Below are 14940 nucleotides of genomic sequence, written 5' to 3' on the forward strand. Positions count from 1 at the left end.
GACGTTCAATGTGACGTCTTCGAAGGTCGTCCGTCAATGTTTCCGTTTCATGAATCCTCGGTTTAGAGTGATGCTCTAAAGCGAGGAAGGCAAGGAGGTGTCGGGACGTGAGACTGACCCCCACGGAACGTGACCGGCTGCTGCTGTTCTCGGCCGCCGAACTGGCCCGGGCCCGCAAGGCGCGCGGCCTCCGGCTCAATGTGCCGGAGGCGACCGCGCTCATCGCGGACACCGTGTGCGAGGCCGCCCGCGACGGGCGCCGGCTCGCCGAGGCCATCGAGGCGGCCCGCTCCGTGCTCGGCCCCGACGACGTCCTGCCGGGCGTCGCGGACGTCGTCACCGAGGTGCATGTCGAGGCCGTCTTCGACGACGGTTCGCGGCTCGCGGTGGTGAGCGATCCCATCGGCGGGGGCGGCCTGGGGGAGCGGGGCCCGGGTGCGCTGCTGCCGGGGCCGGTGCACACCGAGCCCGGGGCGGTCGTCCGCCTGACGGTGACGAACACCGCGACCGTGCCCGTCTCCGTGACCTCCCACTTCCACTTCTTCGAAGCCAATCCGCGCCTCGACTTCGTCCGGGAGATGGCTTACGGGAGGCGGCTCGCCGTGCCCGCCGGGTCGTCCGTGCGCTTCGGGCCGGGGGAGAGCGTCGAGGTCGGGCTCGTGCCGATCGGCGGCGAGCGGATCGCCATCGGGTTCGCCGGTCTGGTCGACGGGCCGCTGGACGCGCCCGGAGCGAAGGAAGAGGCCCTGCGCAGGGCCGCCGCCTGCGGATATCTGGGAGCCGAGCCTCAGGGAGCCGAGCCTCAGGGGGCGGATTCTTCCGGAGACGATTCTCAGGGAGCAGACCGATGAGCAGCGTCGAACCGATGACCGGCGGCGTCGATCCCTACGCCTACGCCGCCACCCACGGACCCCGCGCCGGTGACCGCGTCCGCCTCGGCGACTCGGGGCTGACCATCCGCGTCGAGTCCGACGCCCAGAAGTACGGCGACGAGTTCCTCGCCGGCTTCGGCAAGACCGCCCGTGACGGGCTGCACCTCAAGGCCGCCGCCGTCCGCGAGACGTGCGACGTCGTCATCAGCAATGTCGTGGTGATCGACGCGGTCCAGGGGATCCGCAAGGTCTCCATCGGCATTCGCGAGGGACGGATCTGCGCGATCGGGCGGGCCGGAAACCCCGACACCCTAGACGGGGTGGACGTGGTGGTCGGTACGGGGACCTCGATCGTCTCGGGCGAGGGGCTGATCGCCACCGCCGGAGCCGTCGACACCCACGTCCACCTGCTGTCGCCGCGCATCATGGAGGCCTCGCTCGCCTCCGGCGTGACCACGATCATCGGCCAGGAGTTCGGGCCGGTGTGGGGTGTCGGCGTCAACTCCCCCTGGGCGCTGCGTCACGCCTTCAGTGCGTTCGACGCCTGGCCGGTCAACATCGGCTTCCTGGGCCGGGGTTCTTCGTCCTCCGACGCGCCCTTGGTCGAGGCCCTCGCCGAGGGCGGCGCGAGCGGCTTCAAGGTCCACGAGGACATGGGCGCCCACACCCGCGCGCTCGACACCGCGTTGCGTGTCGCCGAGGAGCACGATGTCCAAGTTGCCCTGCACAGCGACGGGTTGAATGAATGTCTGTCGGTCGAGGACACCCTGAGGGTGCTCGACGGCCGGACCATCCACGCCTTCCACATCGAGGGCTGCGGCGGCGGACACGTGCCCAATGTCCTGAAAATGGCGGGAGTTGCGAACGTCATCGGCTCCTCCACCAACCCCACCCTGCCCTTCGGCCGCGACGCGGTCGCCGAGCACTACGGGATGATCGTCTCCGTCCACGACCTGAAGACCGACCTGCCCGGAGACGCGGCCATGGCCCGCGACCGGATCCGGGCCGGCACGATGGGCGCCGAGGACGTGCTGCACGACCTGGGCGCGATCGGCATCACCTCGTCGGACGCGCAGGGCATGGGCCGCGCGGGCGAGACCGTACGCCGTACCTTCGCGATGGCCGGAAAGATGAAGGCCGAGCTCGGCGCCCCCGAGGACCACGACAACGAACGCGTCCTGCGCTACATGGCCAAGCTCACCATCAACCCCGCCATCGCGCACGGCCTCGCCCACGAGGTCGGCTCCATCGAGGTCGGCAAGCTCGCCGACATCGTGCTCTGGCGGCCCGAGTACTTCGGCGCCAAGCCGCAGCTCGTGCTGAAGTCCGGCTTCCCGGCGTACGGAGTCGTCGGCGACCCCAATGCCGCTACCGACACCTGTGAACCCCTTGTCCTGGGACCGCAGTTCGGGGCACACGGCGCGACACCCGCCGAGATCTCGGTGGCCTTCGTCGCGCAGGCGGCGCTCGACCAGGGCAACGACCGCATGCCGACGCGCCGCCGACGGGTCGCCGTGCGCGGCACCCGCGGAATCGGCCCCGCCGACCTGCGGCTCAACTCCCGTACCGGAGCCGTCGATGTCGACCAGCGCACCGGACTGGTCACCCTCGACGGCGACCCGTTGCGCTCCGAGCCCGCCGACTCCGTATCCCTCAACCGCCTCTACTTCCTCTGATGTTCACCGCCCCTAAGGACCCCCCGATGTCTGCTGCCGCCGACGGCTTCCGCATGCCCGCCGAGTGGACCCCGCACGAGCGCACCTGGATGGCGTGGCCGGGCCCCAACCCCACCTTCGACAACCCGGACGACCTCGCGGAGTCGCGGGCGGCCTGGGCGGCGGTGGCCCGGACGATCCGCCGCTTCGAACCCGTCACGGTCGTGGTCGGGCCGGGGCAGTCGGCCGACGCGCGGGCGCTGCTCGGCCCGGACATCGACACCGTCGAACGCGAACTCGACGACGCCTGGATGCGTGACATCGGCCCCACCTTCCTCACCAACGGGAAGGGTGAACTCGCCGCCGTGGACTGGACGTTCAACGGCTGGGGCGCCCAGGACTGGGCCCGCTGGGAGTACGACTCCAAGATCGGTGCGCATGTCGCCGACCTCGCCGGAGCGCGTACGTACGCCTCGAAGCTGATCAACGAGGGCGGTGCGATCCACGTCGACGGCGAGGGCACCGTGCTGCTCACCGAGACCGTGCAGCTCGGCCCCGAGCGCAACCCCGACTGGACCCGCGAACAGGTCGAGGCGGAGATCCACGCCCAGCTCGGCACCCGCAAGGCGATCTGGCTGCCGCGCGGACTGACCGGCGACTATCCGCCGTACGGATTCGGCACGCTCGGCCATGTCGACATCGTGGCCGCCTTCGCGCGCCCCGGCGTGATCGTCGCGCACTCCCAGCAGGACCCGGCACACCCCGACCACGAGGTCAGCAAGGAGATCATCGGCCTGCTGAAGGCGCAGACCGACGCGCGTGGCCGCCGTCTGGAGGTCGTCGAGGTCCCGGCCCCGACCGTCCTGGAGGCCGACGGCCACTGGGCCGACTACTCCTACATCAACCACTACCTCTGCAACGGCGGCGTCGTGCTCTGCGGCTTCGACGACCCGCGCGACGAGATCGCGGCCGGGATCTTTCGCCGGCTGTTCCCGGAGCGGACGGTGACACTGGTGGACGCACGTACGATCTTCGCGGGCGGCGGAGGCATCCACTGCATCACCCAGCAGCAGCCGAAGATCTAGGGAGTCGGGCGATGGCCGGTGCGCGAAAGAACGCGCCCCCGCGGGAGGACGTGCTCGCCGCCGCCATGGACATGATCGCGGAGCGCGGTCTGGAGAAACTCACCATGGCGGCGCTCGGCCGCGAGGTCGGCATGAGCAGCGGCCATCTCCTCTACTACTTCCGCTCCAAGGACGAACTGCTGCTGCAGACCCTGGAGTGGAGCGAGGGCCGCCTCGGCGGGGAGCGCGGCCGACTGCTGGCCGCACGGGGAACCGCCCGCGAACGCCTCGACGCGTACGTCGACCTGTACGTCCCCGACGGCCACCGCGACCCGCACTGGACGCTCTGGCTGGAGGTCTGGAACCGCTCGCAGAACGCCGACGACGACGCCCGCGAGCGACAGGTCGCCATCGAGGGCGCCTGGCACCGCGACCTGGTGGCGCTGATCGCGGAGGGCGTCTCGCGCGGCGAGTTCCGGGCCGTCGACCCGGACCGTTTCGCCGCCCGGCTGCGCGCCCTGCTCGACGGCTTCTCCATCCATGTGGCGATCGGTCTGCGCGGCACCGACCGTGCCCAGATCCTGTCCCACGTAAGGGAGTTCCTGGACGAGTCGCTCGGCTGACGGCGTTGGCTTGCGGGGTTCGCGGACGGTCGATCAGTCGCCCGGGTTGTACGTAATCGAGCGCATTGACCCGGGGTGCGTGGTGCGGTTGCATCCGGATGAGCCCCCGGTGCGGGACCGGGGGTCGACAGGATTCCGGGGGAAATCATGTCCAGTGCTGCACGTGTGTCCTTAGGTGCCGCCATGGTGGTCGGGCTCGTCGGAGCCGCCGTCCCGACCACCACGGCGGCCCCGCACGCACCACGCGTCGAGCGGATCAGTACCGCCACCGGCGGACATGAGGGCGACGGCGCGTCCGCCGCGCCCGCGATCAGCGCCGACGGCCGCTATGTGGTGTTCACTTCGGCCGCCGGCAACCTCGTGCGCGGGGACACGAACGGTGTCGCGGACGTCTTCGTGCGCGACCTGCATACCGGCCGCACCCAGCGCGTCGCCGAGGGCCCGGCCGACCACCCCGCGATCAGTGCGGACGGCCGCTACGTCGTCTTCGCCACCACCGCCGCACTCGCGAAGGGCGACGACAACGGCCTCGACGACATCTACCTCCACGACCGCAGAACACACCGGACCCAGCGCATCAGCGCCGGCCACCCGGACGCACCGCCCCGCTACAGGCTCAACTACTCGCCCGTGATCAGCGCGAACGGCCGGTTCGTGTCGTACACCACCGCGACCCCGGACGCCGCGCCCGGCGACACCAACGGCCGGGACGACGCGGTCGTCCTCGACCGCAGGACCGGCCGCACCGAGCTGATCCAGTACCGCACCGACGGCACCCTCGGCGAAAGCGACTCCGGGGCGACCTCGTTCAGTGCGGACGGCCGGTTCGTCGTCTTCGACACGGCGGACCAGCTGGACCCCTCGCACGACTACACCCACGCCCTGAACGTGTATGTGCGCGACCGGGTGAAGGGCACGACGGAACAGGTGAGCCTGCCCACCCGCTTCGTCTACAAGCAGAGTTCGTGGGACGGATCCATCAGCGCGAACGGCCGGCTGGTGGCCTTCAACTCCAATGTGAGTTCGCTTGTGCCCGACGACAAGAACTTCTACACCGACGTGTTTCTCTTCGACCGCGACCGGCAGACCACCGTGCGCGTGAGCACCGCCACCGACGGCACCCCGCCCGACGGCCCGAGCCAGGGCGCGGTTCTGAGCGCGGACGGCCGCCGCGTCGCCTTCGTCTCCAGCGCCACCAACCTCGTCCCCGGCGACACGAACGGCGTCGCCGACGTCTTCGTCAAGGACCTGCGGACGGGCGCCGTCGAGCGCGTGAGCGTCGCCGCCGACGGCACCCAGGCGGACGGCGCCGCGGGCACGGTGTCGCTCAGCCGGAGCCGGGCCGCCTTCTCCTCCGCGGCCACGAACCTCGTCCCCGGCGACGGCAACGGGGTCGACGACATCTTCGTACGGGAACTGGAGGGGCGCCGATGAGACCGTCGTCGCTGTGGAGCGCCGCCGCCCTGGCCGCCGCGCTCACCCTGACCGTGACCCCCGCCCACGCCGCGCCGGCGGGAACCGAGCGGGTGAGCACCGGCACCGGCGGTGTCCAGCTCACGGCCGCGTCGTCCGGCGGCACGGTCAGCGCCGACGGCCGGTACGCCGTCTTCGTCTCGGCGGACCCCACGGGCGGCTACGACACCCGCGTGTATGTGAAGGACCTGCGCACCGGGACGCTGACCCAGGTGCCCGAGGACATGCTCTACACCACGCACGCGGTGCTCAGCGCGAACGGCCGCCGCGTCGCGTACTCCAACGGCAACCGCTACCCGAAGCCGTACGTCTACGACCGTGTGACCGGGGAGACACAGCAGCTGTGGCCGGCTCAGCTGCCCGACACGGCCTCCTACGAGCTGGGCGAGGCCACCGCGATCAGCGCCGACGGCCGGCAGGTGGCGTACACGATCGGCAATCGGGCCGGTGACCAGTACGCCCGCGTGCTGTACGTCCGCGACCTGGCCACCGGCGCCGACGAGCGGATCTCGCCGCTGCCGCCCGAGGGCATGATCATGGGCGCCTCGCTCAGCGCGGACGGCCGCACCGTCGCGTACGGCCTGCTCGTCCGCACGGGCCAGGGCGCCGTCGTCCAGCTCTACGTCAAGGACCGCGGCACGGGCGAGACGCGCCGGGTGGACACCGGGACCTCGGCCGGTCTCGTCCAGCTCTCCTCCGACGGCAGCCGGGTCCTCTTCAACTCCCTGGCGGAGGACGGGACTTCGGCTGCGTACGTACGCGACCTGCGCACCGACCTCGTCCAGCGGATCGCCGACGGGGTCGCCGACGCGGCCGACAGCACCTTGCGGCACGTCCTGCTGGCCGAGGACGACGGGCTGGTGCTGCTCGACCGGCGCACCGGCGAACGCCGCACCGTCGGCCCGGCGGGCGCGACCGCCCTTCCGGGCGCGGTCACCCGGCACGGCCGTGCCGTCGTCTTCGGCTCCACGGCCGACGACCTGGTGCCGGGGGACACCAACGGGGTCTCGGACGTGTTCCTCACCGTGCGCTGAACCCACGCGCTGTTCGCATCCTGAGACACCCCGTGAGCACGGGGGCGGTATGTGCCAGACTGCCCCCGTGCTCTCGTTCGCCATGATTATTGGCAGCAGGCGCGCCGGTCCGCAGTGACCGCCACGTACCACCACGTACGGGCGGACACCGTCGTCCTCGACCCGCGCGCAGACCTCTCGCACCCGCGAGAGGTTTTTCGTTTTCCTGGCCCACCTCAAGCCGGGAAGAGAGCGCGAGGGAGTATTGGGGGACGGTGGAGCCGGTCATTCCGGTACAGACCGAGATCCGACATCAGGAGCCGAACACCATGACCGAAACCAGCGAGCTCGACGATTCGTTCCACGTCTTCGACACGACCCTGCGCGACGGCGCGCAGCGTGAGGGCATCAACCTCACCGTGGCGGACAAGCTGGCCATCGCACGGCACCTGGACGACTTCGGGGTGGGCTTCATCGAGGGCGGCTGGCCCGGCGCCAACCCGCGCGACACCGAGTTCTTCGCCCGCGCCCAGCAGGAGATCGACTTCAAGCACGCCCAGCTGGTGGCGTTCGGCTCCACCCGCCGCGCGGGAGCCAAGGCGAGCGAGGACCCGCAGGTCAAGGGGCTGCTGGAGTCCGGCGCCCCGGTGATCACGCTGGTGGCGAAGTCCCACGACCGCCATGTGGAACTCGCCCTGCGGACCACCCTCGAAGAGAACCTGGAGATGGTCCGCGACACGGTGTCCTACCTCCGCTCCCACGGCCGCCGGGTCTTCGTCGACTGCGAGCACTTCTTCGACGGCTACCGCGCGAACCCGGAGTACGCGAAGGCCGTGGTCCGCGCGGCCTCGGAGGCGGGCGCCGACGTGGTGGTGCTCTGCGACACGAACGGCGGCATGCTCCCGGCCCAGGTCCAGGCGGTCGTCGCCACGGTCCTCGCGGACACCGGCGCCCGGCTCGGCATCCACGCCCAGGACGACACGGGCTGCGCGGTCGCGAACACCCTGGCCGCGGTGGACGCGGGCGCGACCCACGTGCAGTGCACGGCCAACGGCTACGGCGAGCGGGTCGGCAACTCGAACCTGTTCCCGGTGGTCGCGGCCCTGGAGCTGAAGTACGGCAAGAAGGTGCTCCCCGAAGGCGCCCTGCGCGAGATGACGAGGATCTCGCACGCGATCGCCGAGGTCGTCAACCTCACCCCCGCCACGCACCAGCCGTACGTGGGCGTCTCCGCCTTCGCCCACAAGGGGGGCCTGCACGCCTCCGCGATCAAGGTCGACCCGGCCCTGTACCAGCACATCGAGCCCGAGCAGGTCGGCAACACCATGCGGATGCTGGTCTCCGACATGGCGGGCCGCGCCTCCGTCGAGCTCAAGGGCAAAGAGCTCGGCATCGACATCAGCGACGACCGCGAGCTGGTGGGCCGGGTCGTGGAACGCGTGAAGGAGCGCGAGCTCCAGGGCTACACGTTCGAGGCGGCCGACGCGTCCTTCGAGCTCCTGCTCCGCGCGGAGGCCGAGGGCAAGGCCCGTAAGTACTTCGAGGTGGAGTCCTGGCGGGCGATCGTCGAGGACCGCCCCGACGGCACCCACGCCAACGAGGCCACGGTCAAGCTCTTCGCCAAGGGTGAGCGCATCGTCGCCACCGCCGAGGGCAACGGTCCGGTCAACGCCCTCGACCGTGCCCTCCGGGTCGCCCTGGAGAAGATCTACCCCCAGCTCGCCAAGCTGGAGCTCGTCGACTACAAGGTCCGCATCCTCGAGGGCAAGCACGGCACCCAGTCCACGACGCGCGTCCTGATCTCCACCTCGGACGGCACGGGCGAGTGGTCCACGGTGGGCGTCGCCGAGAACGTCATCGCCGCGTCCTGGCAGGCCCTGGAGGACGCGTACACGTACGGGCTGCTGCGGGCCGGGGTAGAGCCCGCGGCGTAACAGCCCCGGCGACGCGTCAGCACGAGTCCTCGGCGAGTCTCTCGAACTCGCCGAGGCTCATGGCACGGTCGTCGGCCCAGACCTGGCCGGGCTTGAGCCGGTTCAGGTCGGCGGGCCGGAAGGTGACCGTGCCGGTGTACTCGTAGTTGTACTCGGCCTTCCCGAAGGCGAGTTCGTACGTGTACGCCTTCACCAGCCGCTGCTCCCCGGCCGCGCGGCTGTGCCACTGCCGTGGCGGCGAGAAGAGCGGGAAGTCGGCGTCGGAGCCGTGCCGCTTGCCGGAGACCTTCCAGCCGGAGCGGTTGCGTACGGAATCGGAGCCGGAGTCCGCCGTGTCCGGCACGCCGGTGAGGCCGAGCCCCTGGACGAGGTCGTCGCCGCACGGCCGCAGCAGCGCCCGCGGGGCGCTGGACCCGTCCAGGTAGACCGCTGCCAAGGGGCGCAGCTCGGCTCCGCACCCGCTCAACAGCGCCAGGGCACCCACGACACTCGCCACTCCCGCCACGCGTCGCCGTATCCGGGTCGTCGGACCGGCCACCGCCGCCTCGCGTCGTCGTCTCCACGTCATCGCGCACCCCCTCAGCACTTGTCGTCGACAAGGTCCTCGAAGGCGTCCCGGCTCATCGCACGGCCGTCGGCCCAGACCTGGCCGGGCTTCAGCCGGTTCAGATCCTCGGTGGTGAAGTAGACCCAGACGTCGTACGGGGACCAGCCGGATCGGGGGCCGGTGACGTCGAGGCCGTAGCTGCGGCCGGGTCGCAGCCGTTGCGGGCCGGTCGCCTCCGTGTGCCAGGCGGCGGGCGGCGAGAAGAGCGGGAACGTCGCCGTGGAGACCTCGACCCGCTCGCCGATCTTCGGCCCCCAGCCGCTGTCCTGGGCGTCCGCTTCACTGGCGTCGGGGTGGTCGGTGGGCCAACTGTGCAGTTCCGCCCGGCTGCCGTGGTCGCCGTCGCACAGCCGCACCGTGGCGACCGGCGTGCCGTCCCCGTCCAGCCGGACGGCCGCGAGCGACAGCTGTGCCGGGCTGCACCCGCCCAGCAGCAGACACCCCGCGGCCGCACCCACCGCGGCCACCCCCGTACGCCTCATGCCCTCGCCCCTCCGCCGACGTGGCTACTGCAAGTGCCACTTCTGGTTGGCGGCCCCGCTGCACGACCAGATCTGTGCCCTTGCCCCGTTCGCCGACGAGTTGTCCGTCACGTCGAGGCACTTGCCGGCCGCCGTATTGACCACATCACCTGTCGACGAGTTGTACGACCACCGTTGTGCACCGGTCCCATTGCAGTCGTACAACTGCGTCTTCGCCCCGTCGGCGGTCGACGCGGATGTCACGTCCAGGCACTTGCCGAGCGTCTGGACCGAGCCGTCCGCCTGTACGGTCCACTGCTGCGCCGCGCTGCCGTTGCAGTCATAGAGCTGCACCGCCGTCCCGTTCGCGCTCGAACCCCCGGCCACATCAAGGCACTTGCCCGCGAGACCCACGAAGGCCCCCGACTGGCTGCCGCCCCCCGCCTGCGTCCCCGACCAGGTGAACGTCGCCGACGTCTTGCCCGGCAGCGAGTAAGTCGCGTGCTGTGAACCCCAGTTGATGGTCACGGTCTTCGCGGCCGACGCGTCGTTGTAGGCGATCAGCGCTTTGCTTCCGTCAGGATTCCGCCAGGCCACGTTCGGCACGGAGGAGCTGGCGGTGGACGCGATGCGCTGCGCCCCCGGCCGTACGAACTTCGTCAGATGCCCCATCGTGTAGTACTCGACGGTGTAGTCGACGGTCCCGCTCGCCCCGTCCCCGTTGTGCACGGTGATCAGCCCGGTACAGGTCCCGCAACCGCCGTTGTGCGGTCCCATGTTCTGGTCCACGGCCAGCGACCACTTCGTCACCGACTTCGCCCAGTTCCGGGTGTAGTCCACGATGTTGAGCATGTCCTCGCGCTGCTGGTTGGCGATCCAGGTGCCGCCGGAGTGCTCGGTGCCGAAGGCGTCGACCCCGGGGTACTGGTTGTGCACGCTCGTCTGCTTCGTGACGTCACCGCCGTACCCGTGCCAGGCGATCCCGCCGAAGTTCGGGTGCGAGCGGACCGCCGCGTCGTCGACGGTCGACGCCGCGTAGGAGTCGTACACGTCCCAGTTCCAGTCGTGGGCAAGGACCTTGGTGGACAGCCCCGCCGCCTGGAGCTTGGGCAGCAGCTCGCTCTTCGTGAAGTACGCGAGCCCCGAGGCGTTCCAGCTCATCGAGGGGTACCCCGAGCAGCACGTCGGCTCGTTCTGCGCGGTGACGTACGAGACGGGCACGCCCTGGTCCCGGTAGGCCTGGAGGTACTTCACGAAGTACGAGGCGTACGCACCGTAGTCCTCCGACTTGAGCCAGCCGCCGTTGAGTTGCCCGCTGTCCTTCATCCAGGCGGGCGCCGTCCACGGTGAGGCCATCACGGTCAGCGCGGGATTCAGCTGGAGCGCCTGCTTCGTCAGCGGCACCACGTCCGCCAGGTCGTGCGCGATCGAGAACTGTGTGAGGTTCGGATCCGTCTGCCCCGACGGCACGTCGTCGTACGTGTACCCGTACCGGGCGAGGTCCGACGCGCCCATCGGATTGCGCAGGAACGACAGCCCGATGCCGTCCGTCGGCGAGAACAGCTTCCGCATGGTCGCGTCCCGCGTGGCCTGACTCAGCGCGCCACTGCTGTTCATCAGCCAGGCGGCGGTGTCGGTGAAGGAGGCGCCACCGCCGGTGAAGGTCTGATAGCGGGTGTTCTCGTCGACGGTGATGTTCTCGCCGCTGCCACCGCTGCCGGACTGGAAGGCGAACGGGGTCTGGGCCTGGAGCCCGCGGACGACATGGCGCCCGCCGGTGTCGTCGGTGGTGGTGAGCCAGGCGGTCACCTGTTCACCGGCCGCGTGCGCGGGGGGTACGGCCGCGGTGAGGCCGGCCACGGAGAGCAGTCCGGCCAGCAACAGCCGGGCCGTGCGGGGGGTTCTCCTGGACATGAAAGCGTCGCCCTTCCTGACGAGACGTCTTGACGGGTCTGCGGGCCGTTAGTTAACTCACGGCGTGATCTAAGTCATGAGTGAACTGTGCGAACCAGAGTGAACCAGAGACCCGAGAGCCGAGGGAAGGTCCATGCCAAGAACCGCCCTGCTCGTCTCCACCGCCCTGTTGGCCGCGCTGCTGTCACCGGCCGTGTCCCAGGCGGCCGACGACCCCGCCCCTGTCCCAGTCGACCGTTTCGAAGGCGAGGTGCCCTTCGCGAGCCAGCCCGCCGAGGGCATCTTCACCTGGGGCAGCGACAACGACGACCCGCCCCAACTCGCCCTGACCGCACGGTCGGACGCCCCCGAGGGCGCCAACGTCCTCACCGGCACCTACGACATCAGCGGCTACGGCGGCTTCACCCACGACTTCGCCGCCGGCCAGCCCGCCCACGACTGGTCCGCGCACAAGGGCATCCGCTTCTGGTGGGACGGCCGGAACACCGGCAAGAAGACCGCGTTCGAGATCAAGGACGGCGGCGCCAACGGCGAGGCCTCCGAACTGTGGACGACGTCCTTCACCGACGACTTCACCGGCTGGAAGCAGATCGAGATCCCCTTCACCGACTTCACCTATCGCACGGACTACCAGCCCGTCGGCGGCATCGACCAAGTCCTCGGTCTCACCGGGATGTGGGGGTACGCGGTCACGCTCCCGGTCGGCGTCAAGGGCCAGTTCGCCATGGACGACGTCGAGTTGTACGGCAAGGCGGACCAGTCCCTGCGGGCGAGCGTCCGCACGGACTCCGCCGTCTACCCGGTGAAGGAGGGCGGCGCGGCCACGGTGCGGGTGTCCGTCGCCACCACCGGCTCCGCCCCGATCGACGAGCCCGTGACCGTCGCGTACGAGAGCGCGGGCGGCACCGCCGAGTCGGGCAAGGACTACACACCGGTCAAGGGCGAGATCACCTTCCCGGCGGGCACGGCGTCCGGCGCCTCGCGCACGGTCCAGGTGTCCACGCTGAAGGACAAGTCCGCCGAACCGGCCGAGACGATCCCCCTCAAGCTCACGGTCACCGGCGCGAAGGCCCCCGCCGAGACCCCGCAGGTCGTCATCGACGCCCACGGACTGCCGTACCTGGACGCGAAACTGCCGCTCAAGAAGCGGGTCGCCGACCTCGTGTCGCGGATGTCGCTGGAGGAGAAGGCCGGGCAGATGACCCAGGCCGAGCGCGGCGCGCTGACGGCGCAGGGTGACATCGCGACGTACGACCTCGGCTCGCTCCTCTCCGGCGGCGGTTCCACTCCCACCCCCAACACCCCCGCGGCCTGGGCGAAGATGATCGACGCCTTCCAACTCCGGGCGCAGGCAACACGGTTCCAGATCCCGCTGATCTACGGCGTGGACGCGGTGCACGGCCACAACAACCTCACCGGCGCGACGATCATGCCGCACAACATCGGCATCGGCGCGACCCGCGACCCCCAACTAGCCCAGCGGACAGGCGCGGTGACGGCATCGGAAGTCCGCGCCACCGGCATCCCGTGGGACTTCGCCCCCTGCCTCTGTGTGACCCGCGACGAACGGTGGGGCCGCTCGTACGAGTCCTTCGGTGAGGACCCGGCGCTCGTCAAGTCCATGGAGACGATCATCCAAGGCCTCCAAGGCGCCCGCAGTGGCAAGGACTTGAAGGACGACGACAAGGTGCTCGCCACCGCCAAACACTTCGCCGGCGACGGCGGCACGGAGTACGGCTCGTCCACGACGGGCTCGTACACCATCGACCAGGGCATCACGAAGGTCACCCGGGAGCAGCTGGAGGCGATCCACCTATCGCCCTACCAGACGGCGGTCGACCGCGGCATCGGCTCGGTCATGCCGTCCTACTCCTCACTCGACATCCTCGGCGACGGCCAGGGCCCGGTGAAGATGCACGCCCGCGCGGACATGATCAACGGCGTGCTCAAGGACCGCATGGGCTTCGACGGCTTCGTCATCAGCGACTGGGCGGCCATCGACCAGATCCCCGGCGACTACGCGTCCGACGTCCGTACGTCCGTCAACGCCGGCCTCGACATGATCATGGTCCCGTACGCGTACAAGGACTTCCGTACGACCCTGATCGACGAGGTGAAGGCGGGCAGGGTGAGCGAGAGCCGGGTGAACGACGCCGTCTCGCGCATCCTCACCCAGAAGTTCAAGCTGGGCCTCTTCGAGAAGCCGTACGCCGACACGAGTGGGGCGGCGGCAATCGGTTCACCCGCGCACCGGGCGGTGGCCCGCGAGGCGGCGGCCGAGTCCCAGGTCCTGCTGAAGAACGCGAGCGGCGTCCTGCCGCTGAAGAAGTCCCAGAAGGTGTACGTCGCCGGATCGAACGCCGACGACCTCGGCAACCAGACGGGCGGCTGGACGATCACGTGGCAGGGCGCATCCGGCCCGGTCACCCAGGGCACGACGATCCTGGAGGGCATGCGAAGCGCGGGCGGTGACGTCACGTACTCGAAGGACGCCTCGGCACCTACGTCCGGCTACGACGTGGGCGTGGTGGTCGTCGGCGAGACCCCGTACGCCGAGGGCGTGGGCGACGTGGGCAACGGCAACGACCTGGAACTGACCGCAGCCGACAAAGCGGCCGTCGACAAGGTGTGCGCGGCCATGAAGTGTGCGGTGCTGATCGTTTCGGGCCGCCCGCAACTGATCGGCGACCGTCTCGCCGGCATCGACGCGCTGGTCGCCTCCTGGCTGCCGGGAACGGAGGGCGACGGAGTGGCGGACGTGCTGTACGGCAAGCGGGCGTTCACCGGTCAGCTTCCGGTCACCTGGCCGAAGTCGGAGTCCCAGCTCCCGATCAACGTCGGTGACACGTCGTACGATCCGCAGTTCCCGTACGGCTGGGGCCTGACGACCCTCACCAAGGTGCCCGCGGGCGGCACGGCGACCCTCAAGACCCTCGCCAAGGCCGCCGAGGCCGCAGACCGCACCGGCTCCGCCGAAGCCGGCCGAGCCGCCGTGACCCAGGCCCGCCTCCTCGTCCAGCAGAAACTGGGCCAGACCCTCACCCCCACCACCACCAAACCCTTCGCCAACGCCGACCACCTCCTCCTGACCGGCCACTACGCCTCGGCGATAGCGAGCCTGACGGAGGCCTACAGGGCCGCCTAGAACGGTTCGTCGCCCCCGCCGCCCCTACCCGTCCCATCCTTCTGGGGCTCCGCCCCAGACCCCGTGGGTTGTGTGTCGGGTGCGGGCCGGTGGGGGCCGTTCGCGCAGTTCCCCGCGCCCCTAAAAGGGGCGCGGGGAACTGCGCAATCTTTTAAGCGGGGGTCTGGGGGCGCAGCCCC

The 14940-nt window shown here is 70.2% G+C and carries 11 protein-coding genes; 8 read left to right on the forward strand and 3 right to left on the reverse strand.

Annotated elements, in window-relative coordinates; translation table 11 throughout:
- Positions 1 to 107 precede the first annotated feature (107 nt).
- The 7 genes from ureA to cimA all read left to right on the forward strand — a co-directional run bounded on the left by ureA (position 108) and on the right by cimA (position 8634).
- The gene (gene ureA / locus OG975_RS33620; protein ID WP_406333054.1) at positions 108 to 851 is read left to right on the forward strand and encodes an urease subunit gamma; all 744 of its coding nucleotides are present in this window, start codon (positions 108 to 110) and stop codon (positions 849 to 851) included.
- On the forward strand, positions 848 to 2548 hold the full coding sequence (locus tag OG975_RS33625; RefSeq protein ID WP_406333055.1) for an urease subunit alpha: 1701 nt from the start codon (positions 848 to 850) through the stop codon (positions 2546 to 2548). The genes ureA and OG975_RS33625 overlap by 4 nt, the downstream gene beginning before the upstream one ends.
- A gap of 26 nt (positions 2549 to 2574) precedes the next feature.
- Entirely contained in the window at positions 2575 to 3612 is a 1038-nt protein-coding gene (locus OG975_RS33630) for an agmatine/peptidylarginine deiminase (protein ID WP_406333057.1), read from the forward strand.
- An 11-nt stretch (positions 3613 to 3623) separates the two neighbouring features.
- Positions 3624 to 4214, forward strand: coding sequence for a TetR/AcrR family transcriptional regulator (locus tag OG975_RS33635; protein WP_406333059.1), 591 nt, complete (start codon positions 3624 to 3626; stop codon positions 4212 to 4214).
- Positions 4215 to 4397: 183 nt separating this feature from the next.
- The gene (locus tag OG975_RS33640) at positions 4398 to 5648 is read left to right on the forward strand and encodes a TolB family protein (protein WP_406333060.1); all 1251 of its coding nucleotides are present in this window, start codon (positions 4398 to 4400) and stop codon (positions 5646 to 5648) included.
- Entirely contained in the window at positions 5645 to 6721 is a 1077-nt protein-coding gene (locus tag OG975_RS33645) for a TolB family protein (RefSeq protein WP_406333062.1), read from the forward strand. Before OG975_RS33640 ends, OG975_RS33645 begins: the two co-directional genes overlap by 4 nt.
- 308 nt (positions 6722 to 7029) lie before the next feature.
- Entirely contained in the window at positions 7030 to 8634 is a 1605-nt protein-coding gene (gene cimA, locus OG975_RS33650) for a citramalate synthase (protein WP_406333064.1), read from the forward strand.
- A 16-nt stretch (positions 8635 to 8650) separates the two neighbouring features.
- On the opposite strand, the gene OG975_RS33655 is transcribed toward cimA, so the two are convergent.
- The 3 genes from OG975_RS33655 to OG975_RS33665 are packed head-to-tail and all read right to left on the reverse strand — an operon-like array spanning position 8651 to position 11616.
- Complete coding sequence (locus tag OG975_RS33655; protein WP_406333065.1) at positions 8651 to 9202, reverse strand: hypothetical protein; 552 nt, start codon at positions 9200 to 9202, stop codon at positions 8651 to 8653.
- A gap of 11 nt (positions 9203 to 9213) precedes the next feature.
- Positions 9214 to 9723 (reverse strand): hypothetical protein, encoded by a 510-nt coding sequence (locus OG975_RS33660; protein ID WP_406333066.1) that lies wholly within the window; start codon positions 9721 to 9723, stop codon positions 9214 to 9216.
- Between the two features lie 24 nt (positions 9724 to 9747).
- Complete coding sequence (locus tag OG975_RS33665; protein WP_406333067.1) at positions 9748 to 11616, reverse strand: ricin-type beta-trefoil lectin domain protein; 1869 nt, start codon at positions 11614 to 11616, stop codon at positions 9748 to 9750.
- Positions 11617 to 11749: 133 nt separating this feature from the next.
- Here OG975_RS33665 and OG975_RS33670 point away from each other — a divergent pair, with 133 nt between their 5' ends.
- Complete coding sequence (locus OG975_RS33670) at positions 11750 to 14761, forward strand: glycoside hydrolase family 3 protein (RefSeq protein ID WP_406333069.1); 3012 nt, start codon at positions 11750 to 11752, stop codon at positions 14759 to 14761.
- Positions 14762 to 14940 lie beyond the last annotated feature (179 nt).

This window comes from Streptomyces sp. NBC_00203 (assembly GCF_045206325.1).
GTDB lineage: Bacteria > Actinomycetota > Actinomycetes > Streptomycetales > Streptomycetaceae > Streptomyces > Streptomyces lutosisoli.

Excerpts from the sequence above, each read along its gene's own strand:
- OG975_RS33625 (WP_406333055.1), top strand. The coding sequence starts at position 848 with ATGAGCAGCGTCGAACCGATGACCGGCGGCGTCGATCCCTACGCCTAC.
- OG975_RS33630 (WP_406333057.1), top strand. The coding sequence starts at position 2,575 with ATGTCTGCTGCCGCCGACGGCTTCCGCATGCCCGCCGAGTGGACCCCG.
- OG975_RS33635 (WP_406333059.1), top strand. The coding sequence starts at position 3,624 with ATGGCCGGTGCGCGAAAGAACGCGCCCCCGCGGGAGGACGTGCTCGCC.
- OG975_RS33640 (WP_406333060.1), top strand. The coding sequence starts at position 4,398 with ATGGTGGTCGGGCTCGTCGGAGCCGCCGTCCCGACCACCACGGCGGCC.
- OG975_RS33645 (WP_406333062.1), top strand. The coding sequence starts at position 5,645 with ATGAGACCGTCGTCGCTGTGGAGCGCCGCCGCCCTGGCCGCCGCGCTC.
- cimA (WP_406333064.1), top strand. The coding sequence starts at position 7,030 with ATGACCGAAACCAGCGAGCTCGACGATTCGTTCCACGTCTTCGACACG.
- OG975_RS33655 (WP_406333065.1), bottom strand. The coding sequence starts at position 9,202 with ATGACGTGGAGACGACGACGCGAGGCGGCGGTGGCCGGTCCGACGACC.
- OG975_RS33660 (WP_406333066.1), bottom strand. The coding sequence starts at position 9,723 with ATGAGGCGTACGGGGGTGGCCGCGGTGGGTGCGGCCGCGGGGTGTCTG.
- OG975_RS33665 (WP_406333067.1), bottom strand. The coding sequence starts at position 11,616 with ATGTCCAGGAGAACCCCCCGCACGGCCCGGCTGTTGCTGGCCGGACTG.
- OG975_RS33670 (WP_406333069.1), top strand. The coding sequence starts at position 11,750 with ATGCCAAGAACCGCCCTGCTCGTCTCCACCGCCCTGTTGGCCGCGCTG.